General features: G+C 65.7%; 21 protein-coding genes. 8 read left to right on the plus strand and 13 right to left on the minus strand.

Annotated elements, in window-relative coordinates:
* Positions 1 to 682 precede the first annotated feature (682 nt).
* Positions 683 to 940: a hypothetical protein gene (locus tag QW845_RS20455; RefSeq protein ID WP_315803342.1), complete on the plus strand. Its 258-nt coding sequence runs from the start codon at positions 683 to 685 to the stop codon at positions 938 to 940.
* Positions 941 to 1098: 158 nt separating this feature from the next.
* Positions 1099 to 1350 (plus strand): hypothetical protein, encoded by a 252-nt coding sequence (locus QW845_RS20460; protein WP_315803343.1) that lies wholly within the window; start codon positions 1099 to 1101, stop codon positions 1348 to 1350.
* Positions 1351 to 1360: 10 nt separating this feature from the next.
* Here QW845_RS20460 and ppk2 read toward each other — a convergent pair whose 3' ends face one another.
* The 7 genes from ppk2 to napE form a co-directional block, all read right to left on the minus strand.
* A complete protein-coding gene (gene ppk2 / locus QW845_RS20465; RefSeq protein WP_315803344.1) occupies positions 1361 to 2515 on the minus strand; it encodes a polyphosphate kinase 2 in 1155 nt (384 codons plus the stop codon).
* 146 nt (positions 2516 to 2661) lie between these two features.
* Complete coding sequence (locus QW845_RS20470; RefSeq protein ID WP_315803345.1) at positions 2662 to 3771, minus strand: ATP-dependent RecD-like DNA helicase; 1110 nt, start codon at positions 3769 to 3771, stop codon at positions 2662 to 2664.
* 286 nt (positions 3772 to 4057) lie between these two features.
* Positions 4058 to 4720 (minus strand): NapC/NirT family cytochrome c, encoded by a 663-nt coding sequence (locus QW845_RS20475; RefSeq protein ID WP_315803346.1) that lies wholly within the window; start codon positions 4718 to 4720, stop codon positions 4058 to 4060.
* A complete protein-coding gene (locus QW845_RS20480) occupies positions 4717 to 5187 on the minus strand; it encodes a nitrate reductase cytochrome c-type subunit (protein ID WP_315803347.1) in 471 nt (156 codons plus the stop codon). The genes QW845_RS20475 and QW845_RS20480 overlap by 4 nt, the downstream gene beginning before the upstream one ends.
* Before the next feature lie 5 nt (positions 5188 to 5192).
* Complete coding sequence (napA, locus tag QW845_RS20485) at positions 5193 to 7697, minus strand: nitrate reductase catalytic subunit NapA (RefSeq protein ID WP_315803348.1); 2505 nt, start codon at positions 7695 to 7697, stop codon at positions 5193 to 5195.
* A 15-nt stretch (positions 7698 to 7712) separates the two neighbouring features.
* Complete coding sequence (locus tag QW845_RS20490; protein WP_315803349.1) at positions 7713 to 8033, minus strand: chaperone NapD; 321 nt, start codon at positions 8031 to 8033, stop codon at positions 7713 to 7715.
* Positions 8034 to 8049: 16 nt separating this feature from the next.
* Positions 8050 to 8235, minus strand: coding sequence for a periplasmic nitrate reductase, NapE protein (napE, locus tag QW845_RS20495; RefSeq protein ID WP_315803350.1), 186 nt, complete (start codon positions 8233 to 8235; stop codon positions 8050 to 8052).
* A 374-nt stretch (positions 8236 to 8609) separates the two neighbouring features.
* Between napE and QW845_RS20500 the strand changes: the two genes are divergently transcribed.
* The 6 genes from QW845_RS20500 (at position 8610) to QW845_RS20525 (ending at position 13277) form a co-directional block, all read left to right on the plus strand.
* Positions 8610 to 9566 (plus strand): aliphatic sulfonate ABC transporter substrate-binding protein, encoded by a 957-nt coding sequence (locus QW845_RS20500; protein ID WP_315803351.1) that lies wholly within the window; start codon positions 8610 to 8612, stop codon positions 9564 to 9566.
* Positions 9567 to 9601: 35 nt separating this feature from the next.
* Positions 9602 to 10777 (plus strand): FMNH2-dependent alkanesulfonate monooxygenase, encoded by a 1176-nt coding sequence (gene ssuD, locus QW845_RS20505; RefSeq protein ID WP_315803352.1) that lies wholly within the window; start codon positions 9602 to 9604, stop codon positions 10775 to 10777.
* Positions 10774 to 11580 carry an aliphatic sulfonate ABC transporter permease SsuC gene (gene ssuC, locus QW845_RS20510; RefSeq protein ID WP_315803353.1) on the plus strand — a complete coding sequence of 269 codons (807 nt, stop codon included), beginning with the start codon at positions 10774 to 10776 and terminating at the stop codon, positions 11578 to 11580. Before ssuD ends, ssuC begins: the two co-directional genes overlap by 4 nt.
* Positions 11581 to 11590: 10 nt before the next feature.
* A complete protein-coding gene (locus tag QW845_RS20515) occupies positions 11591 to 12451 on the plus strand; it encodes an ATP-binding cassette domain-containing protein (protein WP_315803354.1) in 861 nt (286 codons plus the stop codon).
* Positions 12452 to 12465: 14 nt separating this feature from the next.
* Positions 12466 to 13041 carry a flavin reductase family protein gene (locus QW845_RS20520; RefSeq protein WP_315803355.1) on the plus strand — a complete coding sequence of 192 codons (576 nt, stop codon included), beginning with the start codon at positions 12466 to 12468 and terminating at the stop codon, positions 13039 to 13041.
* 80 nt (positions 13042 to 13121) lie between these two features.
* Positions 13122 to 13277, plus strand: coding sequence for a hypothetical protein (locus tag QW845_RS20525; protein WP_284421132.1), 156 nt, complete (start codon positions 13122 to 13124; stop codon positions 13275 to 13277).
* A gap of 444 nt (positions 13278 to 13721) precedes the next feature.
* Here the strand turns inward: QW845_RS20525 and QW845_RS20530 are convergent, their stop codons facing one another.
* The 6 genes from QW845_RS20530 to QW845_RS20555 form a co-directional block, all read right to left on the minus strand.
* Positions 13722 to 15101: a sigma-54 dependent transcriptional regulator gene (locus tag QW845_RS20530; protein WP_315803356.1), complete on the minus strand. Its 1380-nt coding sequence runs from the start codon at positions 15099 to 15101 to the stop codon at positions 13722 to 13724.
* 53 nt (positions 15102 to 15154) lie between these two features.
* Positions 15155 to 15502: a flagellar motor switch protein FliN gene (gene fliN, locus QW845_RS20535; protein WP_015669138.1), complete on the minus strand. Its 348-nt coding sequence runs from the start codon at positions 15500 to 15502 to the stop codon at positions 15155 to 15157.
* Positions 15503 to 15532: 30 nt separating this feature from the next.
* Complete coding sequence (locus QW845_RS20540) at positions 15533 to 16156, minus strand: FliH/SctL family protein (protein WP_315803357.1); 624 nt, start codon at positions 16154 to 16156, stop codon at positions 15533 to 15535.
* The gene (gene fliG, locus QW845_RS20545; RefSeq protein WP_315714167.1) at positions 16156 to 17250 is read right to left on the minus strand and encodes a flagellar motor switch protein FliG; all 1095 of its coding nucleotides are present in this window, start codon (positions 17248 to 17250) and stop codon (positions 16156 to 16158) included. Before fliG ends, QW845_RS20540 begins: the two co-directional genes overlap by 1 nt.
* A gap of 44 nt (positions 17251 to 17294) precedes the next feature.
* Positions 17295 to 18893: a flagellar basal-body MS-ring/collar protein FliF gene (gene fliF / locus QW845_RS20550; RefSeq protein ID WP_315803358.1), complete on the minus strand. Its 1599-nt coding sequence runs from the start codon at positions 18891 to 18893 to the stop codon at positions 17295 to 17297.
* Positions 18894 to 19228: 335 nt separating this feature from the next.
* Entirely contained in the window at positions 19229 to 19504 is a 276-nt protein-coding gene (locus QW845_RS20555) for a DUF1153 domain-containing protein (RefSeq protein WP_002714638.1), read from the minus strand.
* Positions 19505 to 19592: the final 88 nt, after the last annotated feature.

The raw sequence follows: 19592 nt of genomic DNA on the forward strand, positions 1-19592 counted from the left end.
AGGTTCAGCCGGACAGATCCGGCCCTCCCTGCGCGACGGTGTTAACGCTTATACGTGCTCTCCCCGGGGACCGGCTGTCTTGCCCCCGTCGCCGGCGGATCATCACCGCCAGCTTGGCCTCAGCGTCGGGAGGCCAGGACCACACGCTTTCGCCGTCCGCGCCATGCCGTTCGTCGGCAGGTCCAGGACCCGCTGCAACATGTCGCGTCCATCGCATTCCGCTGCCAACGTCCGTGACGATCGCGATACGTCCCCTGCCGTGCAACGAAACGCAGGCATCATAAGCCTGATTTGGGCAGAGCGCGAAATGATTTATGTTTTTCAGAAGACCTTGACAGCTTTTGTCGTCGCCGGCCGATTTGCCCGACGGGCTGCAGGGCGGTGCTGGGCGCGGTAACCGATCCTGCATCGTCGGCAGCCATCAAATTCGCAACGACGGGGTGAGGTCATCGGATGCGCGCCATCTCGTTCACGAACTCACGATGACGTCACGCTTCGTCGATCCTCGAATGATGGTGTGGTTCAGGTCTCGCGGTCGTGATCCCGGCAAGACGACAACGCCGCGAATTTTTCGTTTCCGCCGCGGTCAATACAGAGGCGGTCGCGCCTCGCTGATGACGGCTCTGACCAGGTCATCAATCGCGTGCGTGGTCTCCGCATCCTGAGAACCTGGAGAACAATCATGACATCCTGGAAATCAAAGGCGGCAGCCTTGCTGCTGTCGATGGCCACTGTTGCGCCAGCATCGGCGCAGGGCTGGTTTTTCGGCGAGCAGGAGCCCGGGGCGTTTCAGGCGATGTATCCCGATCGCGACGTGCTCAACGGCGGCGCGCTGACGCCGGCGGGGAGAATGGGCATGGAGCGCGCCTCCGGCGCGGTGCTCGCGTTTCCGCCGCGGGCCCGTCTCAGCCCGTATGATCGGCTGCTGCTGCGGCGGTGACGCGTCGGACCGTCGGCACGAGTCATCCCTTCGCCAGCTCTGAGACATGAGCGCGCTCACGAAGGGTTATCGGCTCGCGCAGTCGTGATAGGGGGCAGCCTTCGCCCGCCTACATGATCGCAAGCGTGAATTGATGCACCACAGAGGGAAGACCGATCATGATCATATTCAGGAGCCTGGCGGCAGCTCTGCTGATGTCGACGCTGGCGGTGACCGCGGCATCGGCGCAATTCTCCGAGCCGGCGGCCTATGAGGCCATGCATCCCGAACGCGACGTGCTCAATGGCGGCACGCTGACGCCGGCGGCACAGGCGGAGTTGGCCCGTCGCGGCGCGCCGGGGCTTCCGAATGCCAATGCAGCGATGCGGCCGGCCGATATGGCGAGGCCGCACCGGCGTCATCGGCGCTGAGCGGGGTGGCTCAGCTCGCGTGCTCCTCGCGCTCGTGGATCACGCTGGCGCGGCCGACGATGAGGTCGTCGACCTGGCCGATGCGCGAGACGTCCTTGCCGGCATAGGGCAGCGAATGCAGCACGCAGCGCATCGCGTTCAGCCGCGCACGCTTCTTGTCGTCTGACTTGATCACGGTCCACGGGCAGTCGGCGGTGTCGGTGGAGAAGAACATCGCCTCCTTCGCGCGGGTGTAGTCGTCCCATTTGTCGAGCGACGCGGTGTCGATCGGCGACAGCTTCCACTGCTTCAGCGGATGCGCCTCGCGCTCCTTGAAGCGGCGGCGCTGCTCGTCGCGGCTGACCGAGAACCAGAACTTGATGAGGTGGATGCCGCTGCGCACGAGGTTGCGCTCGAACTCCGGCACCTGGCGCAGGAACTCGTCGTACTCGACCTGAGAGCAGAAGCCCATCACGCGCTCGACGCCGGAGCGGTTGTACCAGGAGCGGTCGAACAGCACGATCTCGCCCGCGGTCGGCAGATGCTCGACATAGCGCTGGAAGTACCACTGGCCGCGCTCGACGTCGCTCGGCTTGTCCAGCGCCACCACGCGGGCGCCGCGCGGATTGAGATGCTCCATGAAGCGCTTGATGGTGCCGCCCTTGCCGGCGGCGTCGCGGCCTTCGAACAGCAGCACCAGGCGCTGGCGCGCATCCTTCATCCAGTTCTGCAGCTTCAACAGCTCGGTCTGCAGGATGAATTTCTGCTCCTCATAGTCCTTGCGGTACATGCGGAATTTGTAGGGGTAGCCGCCCTGGCGCCAATTGTCGGCGAGCTCGTCGGAGGTGTGGCGCTTGTCGGGCTTGGCCTTGCCCTCGATCAGCGCCTTCATCAGCCTGGCATCGTCCGGCGCGGCGCCGTCCAGCATCGCCCGGACCGGCGCGGAGTTGGGGTCGAGGGCCGGCGGGCCGTTGAGCACGGTCTCGAACGCCGACAGCTCGGTGATCTGCGCGGCCTGCATCGATTCGTCCACAAGCGACTGACCGATCGGATCGAGCTTGGCTGCGGACTGCCGGCGCGCGACACGCGCCGTGGCGCTCGCGCGCTTGCTGCGCTGACCGTTGGAAGCCTTGTCTTTCGTCGACTCGCCTTTGGTCTTGCCTTTCGTGGTGTTGGACTTTGCCATACGATCCCGCCGTCTGCTGCTGGTTTAACAGAGATGTGAATCGATCTTTATCCGCCAAGGACCCTGCGTCAGGTTGACGTGGATCAACCTGCCGCAGGTGGGTACCAGCGAGGCGAGCAAAATCGTCTCGCGCGGTAAAGCCGGCGTTACACCACGATCGACAGCCGCTTCGCGGCGCGGGTGATGCCGGTGTAGAGCCAGCGAGCGCGGCTTTCCTGGAAGGCAAAGCTCTCGTCGAACAGCACGACGTCGTCCCATTGCGAGCCCTGCGACTTGTGCACGGTCAGCACGTAGCCGTAGTCGAACTCGTCATAGGGCTTGCGCTGCTCCCACGGGATGTCCTCGATGCCGCCGGCGAAGCATTCGCCGCGCACCGAGACTTTCGTGACCTTGCGTCCGAGATCCTCGTCGGGCGCGACCCGCATGGTGACGATCTTGGACTTCGAGGTCGCGCGCGACTTCACCCGCCACAGCCCGCCATTGAACAGGCCCTTCTTGCGGTTGTTGCGCAGGCAGACCAGCTTGTCGCCGGCGACAGGGAGGGCGTCCTCGATGTCGAGGCGCTGCCGGAAGCGGTTGTTGTAGGCGCGTCGGGTGGCGTTGCGGCCGACCAGCACCTGGTCGGCCTCCATGACGCGGGACGGATCGAGCTCGCGGCGCTCGACCACCTCGCTCTCGCCGTAGCGGCCGACGTCGAGCGTGTTGCCCTCGCGCACGTCCATCGACATCCGCACGATCGGATCGTCCTTGGCCTGGCGATGCACCTCGGTCAGCATCACGTCCGGCTCGCTGTCGGTGAAGAAGCCGCCCCCCTTGACCGGCGGCAGCTGCGCGGGATCGCCGAGCACCAGCAGCGGGCAGTCGAAGGACAGCAGGTCGCGGCCGAGATCGGCGTCGACCATCGAGCATTCGTCGATGATGATCAGCTTGGCCTTGGAGGCGGGCGCGTCGTCCCACAATTCGAAGTTCGGCTGCTCCTCGCCGGTTTCTTGCGCGCGATAGATCAGCGAATGGATGGTAGAGGCGTTGTCGCAGCCCTTGCTGCGCATCACCAGCGCCGCCTTGCCGGTGAAGGCCGCGAACTTGACCTCGCCGTCGACGCCCTCGGCGATGTGGCGGGCCAGCGTGGTCTTGCCGGTTCCGGCATAGCCGAACAGCCGGAACACTTGTGGCGTGCCGCTCTGGCCGGGCTTGGCCTTCAGCCAATCGCCGACGGCCTTCAGCGCGGAATCCTGATGCGGGGAGAAGGTGGTCATGGCTCACAGGGATGGAGCCGCGCGGCGACTCGGGGACATTCCGTGAACCTAAGCGCTGATGCGGGGAGATCAAGCGCTAGCTAAGGCAGGGGTGCCTCGCTTCAGAGAATGGAGGCCGAAAGCGTGCGGCGCGTACGGTGTGCTCCCTCCCCCCTTGTGGGGGAGGGTTGGGGAGGGGGGGCTCCGGGCGACACCGCCCGTGTGGCCCCCTCCCCAACCCCTCCCCACAAGGGGGAGGGGAGCCGACTGCGCGCGCGGCGACGGCTCGGCCATTCAGAGAAGTCGACTACTGCCAGCCCGGCACGCCCCGCATGTCCGGCAGGTGGTGCGCGATGCCCTTGTGGCAGTCGATGCAGGTCTTTTCGCCGGTGAACAGGAAGCGTTGATGCGCTTCGACGGCGCGCGGCGACTGCTTGGTGATGTCCATCGACTGAGAGCTGTGGCAGTTGCGGCATTCGAGCGAGTCGTTCGCCTTGAACCGCGCCCACTCATGCAAGGCGAGCTCCAGTCTGCGGTCGGTGAACTTCTCGCGGGTGTTGATCGAGCCGAACAGATGGCCCCAGACCTCCTTGGAGGCCTGCATCTTGCGCGCGATCTTGTCGGTCCAGTTGTGCGGCACGTGGCAGTCCGGGCAACTGGCGCGCACGCCCGAGCGGTTTGAGAAGTGAACGGTCGACTTCAGCTCGGCGAACACGTTGTCGCGCATCTCGTGACAGCTGGTGCAGAACTTCTCGGTGTTGGTGATCTCGAGCGCGGTGTTGAAGCCGCCCCAGAAGATGACGCCGGCGAGGAAGCCGGCGAGCACCAGCACGCCGAGCCCGAACACGGAGCTCGGCTTCAGCAGCACGTCGATGAGGTCGAGAATGAACTGCCAGGCGCGGCCGGCAAGGCCGAGCCGCTTCTCGGGGACGGGCGCCTTGGCGCCCTGCGGGATGTCGGCGCTGCTCATCGCTTGCCATCCGGCTTGCCGTGCGCCAGCAGCGTGTCGATGTCGACGAAGTCGTTGCTGACAGGCGGATTGGCGACACTCTGCGGCACGTGGCACTGGGTGCAGAAGTAGCGGCGCGGCGACACCGACGCCAGGAACTGGCCGTCGCGGTCCATGAAGTGGGTGATCGACAGCATCGGCGCCTTCGACTCCGCGATGCGAGCACGGGCATGGCAGGACAGGCATTTGTTGCCCTGCATGTCGACCTGATAGCCGTCGATCGAATGCGGGATCACCGGCGGCTGCTCCGGATAGTTGCGCACCTCTTTCTCGGCGGTGTTCTTCGTCGGCTGCATCGGCGGCGCCGGGCCTTCGTCATTGAGCGGCGTGGGGCCGCGCAGCGACGAGGAGACGCTCTGGGCGAGCAGGGCGCTCGAGCCGGCCGCAAGGCTGGCTGCGAGCAGCATCATGGCAAGTCTCTTGATCATGATCGTCACACCCGCTCGATGCGCACGGCGCATTTCTTGTAGTCGGTCTGCAGCGAGATCGGGTCGGTGGCGTCGAGCGTCACCTTGTTGATCAGCTTGGACTCGTCGAACCACGGCACGAAGACGAGCCCGCGGGGCGGCTTGTCGCGGCCGCGGGTCTCGACGCGGGCGCGGATGAAGCCGCGCCGCGAGGCGACCTTGACCTCGTCGCCGCGCCTCAAGTTCGCGGCCTCGGCATCGTCCGGATGCATGAAGCAGACGGCTTCGGGGAACGCCTTGTAGAGCTCGGGCACGCGGCGCGTCATCGTGCCGGAATGCCAGTGCTCGACCACGCGTCCGGTCGACAGCCAGAACGGATAGTCGTTGTCCGGCGATTCCGCCGGCGGCTCGTAGGGCAGGGCGAAGATGCGCGCCTTGCCGTCCGGGAAGCCGTAGAACTGCACGCCGGTGCCGGCCTTGACGTAAGGGTCGGAGCCCTCGCGGAAACGCCAGCGCGTCTCCTTGCCGTCGACGACAGGCCAGCGCAGGCCGCGCTCTTTGTGATAGGCCTCGAACGGCGCCAGGTCATGGCCGTGGCCGCGGCCGAACGAGGCGTATTCCTCGAACAGGCCCTTGTGGACGTAGAAGCCGAACGCCTTGGATTCGTCATTGGCATAGCCCGGCTCGATCTGGTCGACCGGGAATTTGTCGACCTGGCCGTTCCTGTAGAGCACGTCGAACAGCGTCTTGCCGCGAACCTCCGGCTTCTTGGCGATCAGCTCCTCGGGCCAGACCTCTTCGATCCTGAAGCGCTTGGAGAACTCCATCAGCTGCCAGAGGTCGGAGCGCGCCTCGCCCGGCGCCGAGACGAGCTGGTGCCAGAACTGGGTGCGGCGCTCGGCATTGCCATAGGCGCCTTCCTTCTCCACCCACATCGCCGTCGGCAGAATGAGATCGGCGGCGAGCGCGGTCACCGACGGATAGGCGTCGGAGACGACGATGAAATTGTCGGGGTTGCGGAAGCCCGGATAGGTCTCTTCGTTCGCGTTGGGGCCGGCCTGCAAATTGTTGTTGACCTGCACCCAATAGGCGTTGAGCAGGCCGTCCTTCAGCATCCGGCTCTGCAGCACCGCGTGATAGCCCGGCTTGTCCGGGATCGTACCTTCCGGCAGCTGCCAGATGTGCTCGGCCTTGGCGCGGTGCTCCTTGTTGGTGACCACCATGTCGGCGGGCAAACGGTGCGAGAAGGTGCCGACCTCGCGCGCGGTGCCGCAGGCCGAGGGCTGCCCGGTCAGTGAGAACGGGCTGTTGCCGGCCTCGGCGATTTTGCCGGTCAGAAGATGGATGTTGTAGACGAGGTTGTTGCACCAGACGCCGCGGGTGTGCTGGTTGAAGCCCATGGTCCAGAACGAGACCACCTTGGTCTTCGGATCGGCATAGAGCTCGGCGAGCGCCTGCAGCCGGTTCAGCGGCACGCCGGACATCTCGGCGGCCTTCTCCAGCGTGTAGTCCGAGACGAACTTCGCATACTCGTCGAACGAGATGTCGGTGGCGTCGTTCGGGTTGGCGGCGCCCTTGGCCTTCTTCTGCAGCGGATGCTCCGGCCGCAGGCCATAGCCGATGTCGGTCTGGCCCTTCTTGAACACCGTGTGCGCCTGGACGAAGTCCTTGTTGACGCGGCCTGTCGTGATGATGTGGTTGGCGATGGCGTTGAGGATGTAGAGGTCGGTCTGCGGCTTGAACACCATGCCGATATCGGCGAGGTCGAACGAGCGGTGCTCGAAGGTCGAGAGCACGGCGACCTTGACATGCGGCGTTGACAGTCTCCGATCGGTCACGCGGGTCCACAGGATTGGATGCATCTCCGCCATGTTGGAGCCCCACAGCACGAACGCGTCCGTGGCCTCGATGTCATCGTAGCAGCCGGGCGGCTCGTCGATGCCGAAGGTGCGCATCATGCCGGCCACGGCCGACGCCATGCAGTGCCGCGCATTGGGATCGATGTTGTTGGAGCGGAAGCCGGCCTTGAACAGCTTGGAGGCCGCATAGCCTTCCCAGATCGTCCACTGGCCCGAGCCGAACATGCCGACGCCGGAGGGCCCGCGCTTCTTGAGCGCCTCCTTGTACTTCTGCGCCATGATGTCGAAGGCTTCGTCCCACGTGACCGGCGTGAACTCGCCGTTCTTGTCGTACTTGCCGTTGGTCTTGCGCAGCATCGGGTGCGTCAGGCGATCATGGCCGTACATGATCTTGGACAGGAAATAGCCCTTGACGCAGTTCAGGCCGCGATTGACCTCGGCCTTGATGTCGCCATGGGTGGCGACGACGCGGTTGTCCTTGGTCGCGACCATCACGCTGCAGCCGGTGCCGCAGAAGCGGCAGGCGGCCTTGTCCCATTTCAGCTCGCTCTGCTCGCGCTCGGTGACGAGGTTCGCCGCGAGCGAGGCGCTCGGCATGCCGGCGGCGGCCGCGGCAATCGCGGCGGCTTCCAGCTTCAGCATCTGGCGGCGATCGATCTTCATGTCGGTCATTGGAGTCTCGTGTGATTAGCCGGCGTCGATGGCGTGGAAGACGAGGCAGGCGGAGTGCACGTGCGGCAGCAGTCCGATCCGGTTCATGGTGGCGCCGAGCGCGCCGGCATCGGGCGCATCGACGACGACGATCAGCTTGCCTCTGATGTCGCGGCCGTGGATCTCGCAGCCGGACAGCGCGAGGATGTCGGCTGCGACGCGGTCGAGCTGCTCGGGCCGGGTCTGCACGATGATCGAGGCGATCTCGCCCTTGGCTGGTGCGACGACGGGATCGGCGGTGAGGACGCGGCCGGTGATCAGCGCGCGCCGGTCGAGGGAGGTGCGGTGTGAGAGCACGGCGGGGTCCTTCCGATCAGTGCGCCGCGGGCGGCCCGGGCGGTCCGGCCATCATCTGGTAGACCCACACCGTGAGTCCGTAGGAGCCGACGGTGGCGACCGCGAGCGCAGGCATCAGCACGGCAGTGAGAAACAGGAAGGCAAAAATTTCCATGCGTCTGCGACGCGCACGCGCGTTCGCATCGCCGCCAACGAGCGACATGAGAGAATTCTCGGCTAGGGGGAGGTTCAGGAGGGGTTGCGGCATCCGGGCCGCGCCTGTTCCAACGTTAAGCAAGGAAGCCTTGCCAAAGGCTTGACCTGGATCAAGCGGCGGAACCGCGGGGACGATTGGTCGCGGATCGGCGAGCATGCCGGTGCGATCGTGGTTGATGGTCTGTGAAGACCCGTGATCGCGTTGTCGATCGCGAGAAATTCTCGCTGCTTTGCACGGGCGTTTCGATACTAACATCCCTTCGCCGTGTGACGAAACAGGACCGGCATCGCTATTTTTCCGGGGTGCTCGACACGCGTTTCGCCCGCCACCATCATCCCTTGCATCGCATCAATGCGGATGCGCAAGGGTCGGAGAGGGCAATGAAGCGTCGCGATTTTCTCAAACTGTCATTGGCATCAGCTGCGGTGATGAGCTGCGCGGCGCCGCTGCGCGCCGAGGACAGGCCGAAGGAGATCCGCATCGGCACCCAGAAGGGCGGCTTCTTCCCCGCCGTGAAGGCGCGCCGCACCATCGAGGAGACGTTCAAGCCTCTCGGCATCGAGATCGTCTGGGTCGATTTCCAGTTCGGTCCGCCGCTGCTTGAGGCCATCAATGTCGGCAGCGTCGATTTCGGCTATGTCGGCGACGCGCCGCCGATCTTCGCGCAGGCCGCGGGCGCCAAGATCCGCTACGCCGCCGCCGTCAAGCAGAACGGCAGCAGCCAGGCGATCGTGGTGCAGAAGGATTCGCCGATCAGGACGCTTGCCGATCTCAAGGGCAAGCGCGTCGCCTTCGGCAAGGGCTCGAGCGCGCACAATCTGCTGGTCGCAGCACTCGAGAAGGCGGGCCTGTCGTGGAGCGACATCACGCCGGCGCCGCTCGCGCCGGCCGATGCCACCGCGGCCTTCGTCAAGGGCTCGGTGGACGCGTGGTCGAGCTGGGATCCGTACCTCGCGCTCGCCGAGCTGAAGGAGAATGCACGGGTGATCGCGTGGGACAAGGACGTGCATAAGCAGAACTCGTTCTACATCGTGGGCTCCGACTTCGTTGAGAAGTATCCCGCCATCGTCGCCAGGCTGAACGCCGCGTTCGCCGCCGAGGGCATCTGGGCCAACAGCCATCACGACGAGGTGGCCAAGGCGCAGGCCGAGGCGACCGGCGTCGACATCGCGGCGGTCAGGCGCTTCGTCGACCGCTCGGTCTACAGCGTCGTGCCGCTCGACGACGACATCATCAGGAGCCAGCAGGCGGTGGCGGATCGGTTCGCCCGCGTCGGCCTCATTCCGAAACAAGTCAACGTCAGCGACATCGTCTGGAAGTGGACGCCGTCCACCTGACGCCTGATCGCCATCCCAATCCGAAAGAGACTGACATGAGTAACGCTTCGAAGCCCAACGTGCTGTGGTTCCTGCCGACCCATGGCGACGGCCGCTATCTCGGCACCTCGCAGGGCGGCCGCGAGGTCAACTTCAACTATCTGCGCCAGGTCGCGCAGGCCGCCGATCAGCTCGGCTATTACGGCGTGCTGATCCCGACAGGACGGAGCTGCGAGGATTCCTGGATCGTGGCCTCGGCGGTGGCGCCGTTCACCGAGCGGCTGCGCTATCTCGTCGCGGTGCGACCCGGCCTGCAATCGCCGGCGGTGGCCGCGCGCATGACCGCGACGCTCGACCGCGTCAGCAACGGCCGGCTGCTGGTCAACGTCGTCACCGGCGGCGATCCGGTCGAGAACAAAGGCGACGGCATCTTCCTGTCGCATGAGGAGCGCTACGAGGTCACGCGCGAATTCCTGACCGTCTACAACGCGCTGCTCGAAGGCGAGGCGGTCAACTTCAGCGGCAAGCATATCACGGTGGAGGACGGCCGGCTGCTGTTCCCGCCGGTGCAGTCGCCGCGGCCGCCGCTGTTCTTCGGCGGCTCGTCGGATGCCGGCATCGACGTCGCGGTAGACACCGTCGAGAGGTATCTCACCTGGGGCGAGCCGCCGGCCGATGTCGCGGCCAAGATCGCCAAGGTGAAGGCCGTCGCCGACAGTCGCGGCCGCAAGCTGTCGTTCGGCATCCGCTTGCATGTGATCGTGCGCGAGACCAATGACGAGGCGTGGGCGGCCGCCGACGACCTGATCAAGCACGTCACCGACGACACCATCGCCTCGGCGCAGAAGATTTTTGCCCGCATGGATTCGGTCGGGCAGCAGCGGATGTCGCAGCTTCACGGCGGCCGACGCGACAAGCTCGAGATCAGCCCGAACCTGTGGGCCGGCGTCGGCCTGGTCCGCGGCGGCGCCGGCACGGCGCTGGTCGGCGATCCCGACACGGTGGCGGCGCGCATCCGCGAGTACCAGGATCTCGGCATCGATACCTTCATCCTCTCGGGCTATCCGCATCTCGAGGAAGCCTACCGCTTCGCCGAACTGGTGTTTCCCAAGCTTGGCTTGAATGTGTCGGAGCGGACGGGCAACGTCACCAGGCTCCGCACCAATACCGGCCCGTTCGGTGAGACCATCGCCAACGAGCACCGTCCGTTGCAGAGGGCCTCGCAATCATGAGTCTGATCGAAAGTGTTCCCAAGGTCCGCAGGCTGGCGGTGCCGCGCGCGGATGGGCTGATCCCCTGGCTGGTGCCGCTCGCGATCATCCTGATCTGGCAGGCGGCCTCGGCCGCCGGCCTGGTCTCGCCACGCGTGCTGCCGGCGCCGAGCGACGTGGCGCGCGCCGGCTGGAAGCTGCTGTGGTCGGGCGAGCTCGGCCGCAACATCTGGGTCAGCTTCTGGCGCGCCTCGATCGGTTTTTTGATCGGCGGCGGCATCGGCTTCGCCTTCGGTCTGGCCAACGGCCTGTCGCAACTGTCGGCGAAGCTGACCGACACCACTCTGCAGATGATCCGCAACGTGCCGCATCTGGCGCTGATCCCGCTGGTCATCCTGTGGTTCGGCATCGACGAGAGCGCCAAGCTGTTTCTGGTGGCGCTCGGCGTGTTCTTTCCGGTCTACCTGAATACGCTGCACGGGATTCGCACGGTCGATCCGCAACTCATTGAAATGGGCCGCGTCTACGGCATGTCCGACCGCGAGCTGTTTCGCCGGGTGATCTTCCCCGGCGCGCTGCCGTCGATCTTCGTCGGCCTGCGCTTCGCGCTCGGCATCATGTGGCTCACCCTGATCGTCGCCGAGACGATCGCGGCGTCCTCGGGCCTCGGCTACATGGCGATGCAGGCGCGCGAGTTCATGCAGATCGATGTCGTCGTGCTCTCCATCCTGATCTACGCCCTGCTGGGCAAGGTCGCCGACAGCGCCTCGCGGGCGCTGGAGCGGCTGACGCTGTCCTGGCATCCGGCCTTCAGCAAGCATTGAGGTTCTGGAAATGCAGCAAGCGCTCCGAATTCCCGTCTCCGGTGTGGAGGCGATCGACGGCCCCGATGTGATCGGGCATGCTGAGGCTTTCCGCCCCGTGAGGAAGCACAGCGTGAGTCCGGCCCAACCCGAGACACGCGGGCTGCCGCTCGTGATCCGCGATCTCCGCAAGGCGTTCGGCGACAACGAGGTGCTGCGCGGCATCGACCTGGAGATCGCGGCCGGCCAGTTCGTCGCCGTCGTCGGCCAGAGCGGCTGCGGCAAGAGCACGCTGCTGCGGCTGATTGCCGGCCTCGACAAGCCGACGTCGGGCACGATCAGCTTCGGCGAAGCGGCCGCGCGGCCCGAGGACGTCCGCGTCATGTTCCAGGAACCGCGGCTGCTGCCATGGGCGCGGGTGCTCGCCAATGTCGAGGTCGGGCTCGGCCGCGAGCGCAAGGCCGCCGGCGCGCATGAGCGGGCGCGGCGGGCGCTCGACGAGGTGGGTCTCGCCGACAAGCGCGACCAATGGCCGGCGGTGCTGTCCGGCGGCCAGAAGCAGCGCGTCGCGCTGGCGCGCGCGCTGGTCAGCGGTCCGCGCCTGCTGGCGTTCGACGAGCCGCTCGGCGCGCTGGACGCGCTGACGCGGATCGCGATGCAGCGGCTGCTGGAGCGGGTCTGGGCCGATCAAACCTTCACCGCAATCCTGGTCACCCATGACGTTGCGGAAGCCGTGGCCCTCGCTGATCGCGTCCTCGTCATCGAGAGCGGCCGGATCGCCGAGGACATCAGCGTCGATCTGCCGCGCTCGCGCCAGCGCGGCTCCGCCGAGCTTGCGGCGCTGGAAGGCTCGATCCTGGGCCAGTTGCTTGGACCGGGCACGACGGGGTAGGAAAGGTCAACGCAATGAACTCCATCGTCCGTCACATGCCTGATGCCACGGCGCTCCAGCCGGATTTCCGCTCTGCGATGCGCCAACTGGTCGGAGGCGTCAGCGTCATCACGGTCGGACGCGGCGATGAGGTCACCGGCATGACGGTGAGCTCGCTGTCGTCACTTGCGGTCGAGCCTCCCTCCATCATCGTCAGCCTCAACCGCAACGCCTCGTCCTGGCCAATTCTGCAGCGGGAGGGCGTTTTTGGCGCCAATCTGCTGGCGGCGGATCAGATCGGCGTGGCCGAACGGTTTGCGGGTAAGGGTGGCTTGCGCGGCGTCGAACGTTTCGCAGGGGCGGAGTGGCGCAAACGGGTCACCGGTGTGCCGCTCCTCGTCGGAGCGCTCGCGACGCTGGATTGCGAGGTCGAGGAGATCATCGAGCGGCACTCCCATGCCATCGTGATCGGCAAAGTGGTCCATATCGATGTGGCGCCGCAGTCGGCGGCCCTGGCGTATTGGCATGGCAGCTATGTCGGGGTTGATCGCGACGACGGTCACGGTCGGCTCGCGGCCTTCAGCGTCCCGGATCCGCGGCTGACGCCGTAACGTTCCGACGCTCCCGGGGCGAGCTGGCAACTTTCCTGCGGACGCCTTAAAAGCCGCTGTCGGCGTCAGCAGCGGAAATCATGAAACGGATCGGAACCTGGGCTCTGTATGCGATCGGCACGGTCGCCATCCTCTATCTCGCGCTGTATGCGTACGCGGTCCTGACGCAGCGCGAGTTCACGCCCGGCGATCCCATTCACATCTTCCGCAATCCCGAGGCGCCGAACTATTCGTGAGGCTGTGCCCGGCGACGCCGCGCCGGCGTATTCTCGCGAACCCACGGATCCGCGGACTGTTCACAGTCCTGTAGCTGCATCCAATCGGCGGTCAGAAACTGCACGCGGCAGCGGCGCCACACTTTGATGTGTCCGCCATCCGGCGACGTCTCGACGTCGGATAGCGACAGCGTGGGCGGCCGCCAGCGATAGCTGCGTTCATTGTCCCAGCCGTCGCAGCCCTCCCTGCCACAGGCGATCGTTCGCGAGATCAGCTTGCCTTTTCCTGCGAAGCACCAGCTCCGGACGCCCCATTCCTGACCCGACGATGGGGTGACGAGCGGTGCGTGCGACGTCTGCTCCCAGCAGCCTGACAGCACGCCGCGCGTTGCGGCACCGGCCGGCGAAACGGCAAGCGGCGCGCCGAGGGCCAGCGCGCCGCCGAGAACGATCTGGATGGGCAGATTATACGGGGCTCGGCATGCGCGGGGTGTCGCCGGAGCCCGGCGGCGGGATCGGCACGCCGCCGTCGGCATATTCGTTGAGCTTGTTGCGCAACGTGCGGATCGAGATGCCCAAGATATTGGCCGCATGTGTCCGATTGCCCAGGCAGTGCTTCAGGGTCTCCAGGATCAGGTCACGTTCGACATCGGCGACCGTGCGGCCGACCAGGGCGCGCGTGACCTGTTCCGCCGCCATCGTAGCATGCGCGACGGCGGGTTGGGTCTTGCCGATGTCGAGGCGGGCGCCGTCGGGCGTGAGGATGGCATCCGGCCCGATCTCGTCGCCCTGTGCCATCAGCACCGCGCGATGCATCGTGTTCTCCAGCTCGCGCACGTTGCCCGGCCAGCGGTTGGTGGTGAGGATGCGCTTGGCCTCCGCCGAGATCGGCCGCAGCGGGACGGCATTGGCCTCGGAATATTTGCGCGCGAAATGCTGCGCCAGTTCGAGAATGTCGGCGGGGCGCTCGCGCAGCGGCGGGATCTTGAGGTTGACGACGTTGAGCCGGAACAGCAGGTCCTCGCGGAACGTGCCCTCGCGCACGGCGTCGGCCAGGTTGCGGTTGGAGGTCGCGATGATGCGGATGTCGACAGGGACGGGACGGGTGCCGCCGACGCGGTCGATCACGCGCTCCTGGATCGCGCGCAACAGCTTCGACTGCAGCCGCACGTCCATTTCCGAGATTTCGTCCAGCAGGAGCGTGCCGCCATTGGCCTCCTCGAACTTGCCGATGCGGCGGGCGACGGCACCGGTGAAGGCACCCTTCTCGTGGCCGAACAGCTCGGACTCCAGCAGGTGCTCAGGGATTGCGGCGCAGTTGATCGAGATGAAAGGACGCTTGGCGCGGGCCGAGCGGGTGTGGACGTAGCGCGCCAGCACCTCCTTGCCGGTGCCGGATTCGCCGGTGATCATCACCGAGGCGTCGGAGCCGGCGATCTGCTGGGCAAGCTTGATCACCTTGGCCATCGCCTCGTCGCGATAGACGAGATCGCGCGAATCGTTGGCGACAGCGGCGAGGACGGCCGCGATCAGCTCAGGATCCGGCGGCAGCGGAATGTATTCCTTGGCGCCGGCATGGATGGCGGCGACCGCGGCGCGGGCATCGCTGGTGATGCCGCAGGCGACGATCGGCACGTGGATGTGCTCGGCATCGAGCCGCATCACCAGGTCGCGGATGTCGAGCGCGACGTCGACCAGCAGCAGGTCGGCGCCCTTGCCGCCGCGCAGCACCCGCATCGCCTGCTCGTTGTCCTCGGCATGGGTGACGGTGGCGCCGTTTTCCATGGCGATCTTGGTGGCCGTCGTCAGCTGGCCCTTCAGCGTTCCGACGATGAGAAGCCGCATGTTGGTCTCCTATTCGGTCGTGCCGCTCTCGATCGGCACGCAGGTCATGTCTGTCAGTTGCGGTCGGACTTGATGATTTCGGTCATCGTCACACCGAGCTTGTCTTCGACCAGAACCACCTCGCCGCGTGCCACGAGCCGGTTGTTGACGTAGATGTCGATGGCTTCGCCGACCTTGCGGTCGAGTTCGAGCACGGTGCCAGGCCCGAGCTTCAGCAGCTCGCCGACATCCATCTTGGAGCGGCCGAGCACGGCCGAGACCTGAACCGGGACGTCGAACACCGCCTCGAGGTCGGCCGCGATGCGCGCGGCATGCTCTTCTTCATTGTAGCCGACGTCGCCGCCCAGCGGAGGCGCGTCCGCCGCATTGAGGTCGGGAAGCGGAATCTCGTTGTCGCTCATGACTTAAACTCCCTCGGCCACCACGGCGGCCTAGTTCTTCTTGGACGCCATGTAGCGTCCGACCAGCTCGTTGATCTTGGCGTCGATCGCAGCGCGCTCCAGCACGACCCCGCCATCGGCCCATTCGATACGGCAGTCGCCGGTCGCGATCTCCGGCTCGGCGAGGATCACGAGGCGTCCCTCGAAGCCGCTCTGCTTGGCGAGCTTCTCGATCTTCTCGCGGGCGAGCTCGTACAGCGCGTCGTTGATGCGCAGCACGAGGTGCGGCGTCGCCACCAGATGCGCGAAGCAGTCGTGCACGAGTCCGGTGATCTCGCCGAGCGGCTCCGCCTCGACCAGCGCCGCACACAGCTTGCGGGCGACGGCGACCGCGACATCGACGGCCTCGGTTTCCATCCGCTGCTCGATGCCTTCGAAGCGTGCGGAGATGCCCTGCAATTGGATGTTGATCTGCTCCAGCGCCGAGGCGACGCGGCGGTCGGCCTCGACCTTGGCTTCGCGCTGCGCCGCCTCGTAGCCGTTGCGATAGGCGGCGGCTTCGGCGGCCGCGACCTTCTGTGCGATCTCGGCGGAGGTGGCGGCAGCGCGCTCCCGCGTCGCCTTCTCCGGCGCGGCGAAGTCGGTATCGAACAGGAATTTCGCGGGCTGAGCCATCAATACACCAGTTCGTCGTCGGCGCGGTTCTTGCTGAGCATGATCTCGCCCTTGGCGGCGAGATCCTTGGCGAGGTTGACGAGCAGGGCCTGCGCCTCGTCGACATCGCGCAGCCGCACCGGCCCCATCGCGGCCATGTCGTCCTGCAGCATCTTGGCGGCGCGCGACGACATGTTGCCGAAGAAGAAGTTGCGGACCTCCTCGTTGGCGCTCTTGAGGGCCACGCCGAGCTTGTCCTTGTCGACATTGCGCAGCAGGGTCTGCGCCGAGGCGGAATCGAGCTTGATCAGGTCGTCGAAGGTGAACATCAGCGCCTTGATGCGCTCGGCCGATTCGCGGTTCTCTTCTTCGAGCGACGTGATGAAGCGGGTCTCGGTCTGGCGGTCGAAATTGTTGAAGATCTCGGCCATCACCTCGTGGGCGTCGCGGCGTCGGGTCTGCGACAGGTTCGACATGAACTCGACGCGCAGGGTCTGCTCGACGCGCTCGATGACCTCCTTCTGCACCGCTTCCATGCGCAGCATGCGGCCGATGACGTCGAGCGCCATGTCCTCGGGCAGGATCGCGAGCACGCGGGCGGCATGCTCCGGCTTCAGCTTGGACAGCACGACCGCGATGGTCTGCGGATATTCGTTCTTGAGGTAGTTGGCGAGCACCTCTTCCTGGACGTTGGAGAGCTTCTCCCACATGTTGCGGCCGGCGGGGCCGCGGATCTCGTCCATGATGCCGTTGACGCGTTCCGGCGGCAGGTATTGCTGCAGCAGGCGCTCGGTGGCGTCGAAATTGCCCATCAGCGCGCCGGAGGCTGACATGCGCGAGACGAATTCGAGCATCAGGTCCTCGACCACGTCGGCTTCGATGGTTCCCAGCGTCGACATCGCCAGCGACAGTTCACGCACCTCGTCGTCATCGAGCTGCTGCCAGATCTTGCCGCCGTACTGCTCGCCGAGGGCGAGCATCATCACCGCGGCGCGCCGCGGCCCGCTCAAGGGCTCGGTCTTCTCGCGCTGCGCCTGGCGGCTCGCCAAGGTCGCGATGACCGTGGAAATGTCGTTGTTGTTGGCGTTGGCGTTCTGGGTCTGCGGCAGCGACATGGCGTCTACGTTCTTTTCAGTTCAGGCGGTTCACGTCGATCGGGTCAGCTCTGCGGCTCGGCGAGCCACTGGCGGATGATGGCGGCGGCTTCGCCCGGGTTGCGGTCGGCCAGCTCGCCCACCCGGTGGACGGACTGAGCGTGGACCTGGCCCTGGACCTGGGCGACGTCGATCATGTTGGCGGTCTGCTGGGCGTGAGCGGCTGCCTGGATGGTTTCGTCGGTGAGCGCCGGCAGGCCGCCGCCCGGGACGGCGATCTCTTCGGTGGCGATGATCTTCTTCACCAGCGGCCGCACCACCATGAACACGACCACGATGCCGAGCAGCATCATCACCGCGAGCTCGATGACGTACATGACGTCATCCTTGGTGAAGTGGAGCATCCCGAGGAAGCCGGTGGGCTCGTTGATCTGCGGCACCGCGGGAGCGTCGGCGAATTTCAGGTTGACCACCTCGACCTGGTCGCCACGCTTCTGGTCGAAGCCGATGGCGGAGCGGACCAGTGCGGCGATGCGGTCGAGCTCGTCCTTGCTGCGCTCCTGATAGACCAGCTCGCCCTTCTCGTTCTTGGAATAGGCGCCGTCGACCAGAACCGCGACCGAGATGCGGTTGACCCGTCCGGCCTCGGTGACCTCGGTCTTGGTGGTGCGGGAGATCTCGTAATTGTTGGTCTCTTCGGTCTTCTTGCTCTGGTCCCGCGGCTGCTGCGGCGGCTGGTTCTGCTGGTTGCCCGGCAGCTCGTTGTTGACCGTGACCTGGCCGTTGTTCTCGTTGGTCGCCGACTGCTCTTCGCGTGTCTGGCTCGAGCGCAGCACGCGGCCTTCCGGATCGTAGCGGTCGGAGGTCTGGGTGATGCGGTTGTAGTCGAAATCGGCGGAAAGCTGGACGCGGGCGCGGCCCGCTCCGACCACCGAGGAGACGATGTCCTCGACCTGCTTGCGCATCCGCTTCTCGAAGGCGTTGCGACGCTCGTCGCCGACCTGCTGGTCGATGTCGGTCTGGGTGCCGTCGGCGAGCAACTGTCCGGCCTCGTCGACGATCGACACCCGCTGCGGCTTCAGGCCGTTGACGGCGGAGGCGACGAGGTGGCGGATGGCGCGGATCTGCGCCGGCTCGAGGGTGCCGCGCACGCGCACGACGATCGAGGCGGACGGCTCCGGGGTCTCGCGCGAGAACAGCGGCCGCTCGGGCAGGACGAGATGGACGCGCGCGGCCTGGACACGGTCGATGGCGCGGATGGTGCGGGCAAGCTCGCCTTCGAGCGCGCGGAGATGGTTGATGTTCTGGACGAAGCTCGTGGTGCCCAGCGCGTCCGACTTGTCGAAGATCTCGTAGCCGACGCCGCCGCCCTTGGGCAGGCCGCCCTCGGCGAGCTTCATGCGCAGCCGGGTCACCTTGTCCTTGGGCACCAGGATGACGCTGCCTTCATTGCGCATCTCGAAGGGAATGCCCTGCCGCTCCAGATCCTTGATGATGCTGGAGGAGTCTTCCATCGTCAGGTCGGTGAAGAGGGTGGTCATCTGCGGCGCGGTCACGCGCATGATGACGAAGCCGAAGAAGCCGATCAAAGCAGCGGTCACCGCGATCATGGCGGTGAGCCGCGCGGCGCCCAAACCCTTCAGGAAGTCCAAGAGACCTTGCAAGCAACTGCCCCATAGTTCGGCATTCGACGGGTGGCCGCTGAAAGGCGATGTGAGCTTCGCGGGCCTTTACGGCCGGTTGCATAGATCGCGAAATTCAATCCTTAACCTTCACCAGCACCCGCATTCCAGGTGGCGATCCGATGTCAGCCGCCACGTCCGCCAGTCGCAGAGGGGGCGCGGAGGTTGGATCGAACCGCTGGGCAATTATTGCCTATGGGAAGGTTTCGATATGGTTAACGATGGTTAAAGGGTCCTAACAAAGTGTAGACATGCAAAAAATCGGCTTGGCGGGGCCAAGCCGATTTTCGAAGAAATCCCGTCGCGTCGGTAACGTCTTATTGGCGATATTGCTGAATTCGGGTGGTGCGCAGGCCGGCGAGACCATGCTGGTCGATCGAGAACTGCCACGACAGGAATTCGTCGACGGTCAGGGTGTAGCGGCTGCACGCTTCCTCGAGGGACAGCAAGCCGCCGCGAACGGCGGCAACAACTTCAGCCTTCCGGCGAATGACCCACCTCTTGGTGCCTGGGGCAGGCAAATCCGCGATGGTGAGCGGGCTGCCGTCAGGCCCGATGACGTATTTCACCCTCGGGCGATGGGGTTCTGTCATGGCGTACTCACAAACTCTTAACCACTGAACTCACGGTAAGACCCTACGCCGCCTCGCTTAAAATTTGCCTAAGCGAAGGGCGCGAATC

Source organism: Bradyrhizobium sp. SZCCHNS3002, from assembly GCF_032377435.1.
Lineage (GTDB): Bacteria > Pseudomonadota > Alphaproteobacteria > Rhizobiales > Xanthobacteraceae > Bradyrhizobium.

What these genes read in the sequence shown, in the direction of transcription:
- QW845_RS20530 (WP_315803356.1), bottom strand. Translation starts at nt 15,101, where the DNA reads ATGCGGCTTCTCATCGTCGGAACGCTGAAGGGCCAGCTGACGACGGCC.
- QW845_RS20475 (WP_315803346.1), bottom strand. Translation starts at nt 4,720, where the DNA reads ATGAGCAGCGCCGACATCCCGCAGGGCGCCAAGGCGCCCGTCCCCGAG.
- napE (WP_315803350.1), bottom strand. Translation starts at nt 8,235, where the DNA reads ATGTCGCTCGTTGGCGGCGATGCGAACGCGCGTGCGCGTCGCAGACGC.
- QW845_RS20500 (WP_315803351.1), top strand. Translation starts at nt 8,610, where the DNA reads ATGAAGCGTCGCGATTTTCTCAAACTGTCATTGGCATCAGCTGCGGTG.
- ppk2 (WP_315803344.1), bottom strand. Translation starts at nt 2,515, where the DNA reads ATGGCAAAGTCCAACACCACGAAAGGCAAGACCAAAGGCGAGTCGACG.
- QW845_RS20520 (WP_315803355.1), top strand. Translation starts at nt 12,466, where the DNA reads ATGAACTCCATCGTCCGTCACATGCCTGATGCCACGGCGCTCCAGCCG.
- QW845_RS20480 (WP_315803347.1), bottom strand. Translation starts at nt 5,187, where the DNA reads ATGATCAAGAGACTTGCCATGATGCTGCTCGCAGCCAGCCTTGCGGCC.
- QW845_RS20470 (WP_315803345.1), bottom strand. Translation starts at nt 3,771, where the DNA reads ATGACCACCTTCTCCCCGCATCAGGATTCCGCGCTGAAGGCCGTCGGC.
- ssuC (WP_315803353.1), top strand. Translation starts at nt 10,774, where the DNA reads ATGAGTCTGATCGAAAGTGTTCCCAAGGTCCGCAGGCTGGCGGTGCCG.
- QW845_RS20460 (WP_315803343.1), top strand. Translation starts at nt 1,099, where the DNA reads ATGATCATATTCAGGAGCCTGGCGGCAGCTCTGCTGATGTCGACGCTG.
- ssuD (WP_315803352.1), top strand. Translation starts at nt 9,602, where the DNA reads ATGAGTAACGCTTCGAAGCCCAACGTGCTGTGGTTCCTGCCGACCCAT.
- fliG (WP_315714167.1), bottom strand. Translation starts at nt 17,250, where the DNA reads ATGTCGCTGCCGCAGACCCAGAACGCCAACGCCAACAACAACGACATT.
- fliN (WP_015669138.1), bottom strand. Translation starts at nt 15,502, where the DNA reads ATGAGCGACAACGAGATTCCGCTTCCCGACCTCAATGCGGCGGACGCG.
- QW845_RS20555 (WP_002714638.1), bottom strand. Translation starts at nt 19,504, where the DNA reads ATGACAGAACCCCATCGCCCGAGGGTGAAATACGTCATCGGGCCTGAC.
- QW845_RS20525 (WP_284421132.1), top strand. Translation starts at nt 13,122, where the DNA reads ATGAAACGGATCGGAACCTGGGCTCTGTATGCGATCGGCACGGTCGCC.
- QW845_RS20455 (WP_315803342.1), top strand. Translation starts at nt 683, where the DNA reads ATGACATCCTGGAAATCAAAGGCGGCAGCCTTGCTGCTGTCGATGGCC.
- QW845_RS20540 (WP_315803357.1), bottom strand. Translation starts at nt 16,156, where the DNA reads ATGGCTCAGCCCGCGAAATTCCTGTTCGATACCGACTTCGCCGCGCCG.
- QW845_RS20515 (WP_315803354.1), top strand. Translation starts at nt 11,591, where the DNA reads ATGCAGCAAGCGCTCCGAATTCCCGTCTCCGGTGTGGAGGCGATCGAC.
- napA (WP_315803348.1), bottom strand. Translation starts at nt 7,697, where the DNA reads ATGACCGACATGAAGATCGATCGCCGCCAGATGCTGAAGCTGGAAGCC.